The sequence below is a fragment of the Streptomyces scabichelini genome (genome assembly GCF_011045015.1).
Taxonomy (GTDB): domain Bacteria; phylum Actinomycetota; class Actinomycetes; order Streptomycetales; family Streptomycetaceae; genus Streptomyces; species Streptomyces scabichelini.
Genome location: NZ_JAAKZY010000450.1, coordinates 1 through 1,987, shown reverse-complemented (window position 1 = coordinate 1,987; position 1,987 = coordinate 1). Strand labels below are relative to the sequence as shown.

Sequence of the window (1,987 nt, the reverse complement as noted above, 5' to 3'; positions counted from 1 at the left end):
TCCCGAAACTGAGGCTGCGCCCCAGGCCCCCTTGAGAGGTCGTCTGTCGGCTGCGGGGGCGTCGTGGCTTGTCGCGCAGTTCCCCGCGCCCCTTATGGGGCGCCCCATAAGGGGCGTCCCTCGAACCCGCGATCAGCGTTCGGTCACCTTGCCGTTTGCTACCTCCAGCCGGCGGGTCGTGCGTACCGCGTTCAGCATTCGGCGGTCGTGGGTGACCAGCAGGAGCGTGCCCTCGTAGGAATCGAGGGCCGACTCCAGTTGCTCGATGGCGGGCAGGTCGAGGTGGTTGGTGGGCTCGTCGAGGACCAGGAGGTTGACGCCGCGGCCCTGGAGGAGGGCCAGGGCGGCGCGCGTGCGTTCGCCGGGTGACAGGGTGGCGGCCGGTCGCAGGACGTGGTGCGACTTGAGGCCGAACTTGGCCAGGAGGGTGCGGACTTCGGCCGGTTCCGTGTCCGGGACCGCCGTGCAGAACGCGTCCAGCAGGGACTCGGAGCCGTAGAACAGTTTGCGGGCCTGGTCGACCTCGCCGACCAGGACGCCAGAGCCCAGGGAGGCGTGGCCCGCGTCCACCGGCACCCGCCCCAGCAAGGCGCCCAGCAGCGTCGACTTGCCCGCGCCGTTCGCGCCGGTCACCGCCACCCGGTCCGCCCAGTCGATCTGGAGGGTCGCCGGGCCGAGCGTGAAGTCGCCGCGCCGTACCTCCGCATCGCGCAGGGTGGCGACCACGGAGCCCGAGCGCGGTGCCGCCGCGATCTCCATCCGCAGTTCCCACTCCTTGCGCGGCTCGTCGACGACGTCGAGCCGCTCGATCATGCGCTGCGTCTGCCGGGCCTTCGCGGCCTGCTTCTCGCTGGCCTCGCTGCGGAACTTGCGGCCGATCTTGTCGTTGTCGTTGCCCGCCTTGCGCCGGGCGTTCTTGACACCCTTGTCCATCCAGGAGCGCTGCATCTGGGCCCGCCCTTCGAGCGCGGACCGCTTGTCGGCGTACTCCTCGTAGTCCTCGCGGGCGTGTCTGCGCGTCACGTCCCGTTCCTCCAGATAGGCCTCGTATCCGCCGCCGTACAGCCTGATCTCCTGCTGCGCGAGGTCGAGTTCGAGGACCTTGGTGACCGTGCGGGTGAGGAACTCGCGGTCGTGGCTGACGACGACCGTGCCCGCGCGCAGGCCGGACACGAAGCGTTCGAGGCGTTCCAAGCCGTCCAGGTCGAGGTCGTTGGTCGGCTCGTCGAGCAGGAAGACGTCGTAACGGGAGAGCAGGAGGGAGGCCAGTCCGGCGCGGGCCGCCTGGCCGCCGGAGAGCGAGGTCATGGGCTGGTCCAGGCCGACGCCGAGACCCAGCGAGTCCGCCACCTCCTCGGCACGCTCGTCGAGGTCGGCGCCGCCGAGTCCGAGCCACCGCTCCAGGCTCGTCGCGTACGCGTCGTCCGCGCCCGGCGCCCCGTCGACGAGCGCCTGCGTGGCCTCGTCCATCAGGCGCTGGGCCTCGGCCACACCGGTGCGGCGGGCGAGGAACTCCCGAACGGTCTCGCCCGGCCTGCGGTCCGGTTCCTGCGGCAGATGTCCGACGGTGGCGGCCGGCGGGGAGAGCCGCAGCTCGCCCTGCTCGGGTGTGAGCAGCCCGGCCAGCAGGCGCAGCAGTGTGGACTTGCCCGCGCCGTTGGCACCGACAAGACCGATCACATCGCCGGGCGCGACGACGAGGTCGAGCCCGGAGAAGAGGGAGCGGTCGCCGTGACCGGCGGCGAGATTCTTGGCGACGAGGGTGGCAGTCATCAGGGGGCTGATCCTAATCGCCGTTCCGGCGGTCAAACGCCCGGATTTTCCGCGCCCGCATCAGCCCGCCCGCGCCTCTGTTCCTCAGGGCGCCAACCGCGCCCCTTCAGGGGCGCGGGGCTGTATCGAATTTGCGGCTCCGCCGCGTGGGCGCGACCAGCCACAGACCACTGGCACTCGCCCACGAACCCCCAACCCAGCACCCCCTTAGGAC

General features: G+C 71.3%; 1 protein-coding gene. It reads right to left on the bottom strand.

Features of this window, described 5'->3' with window-relative positions; translation table 11 throughout:
- Window positions 1-132: 132 nt before the first annotated feature.
- Entirely contained in the window at window positions 133-1,773 is a 1,641-nt protein-coding gene (locus G5C60_RS50565; RefSeq protein WP_165271053.1) for an ABC-F family ATP-binding cassette domain-containing protein, read from the bottom strand.
- Between the last annotated feature and the right edge of the window lie 214 nt (window positions 1,774-1,987).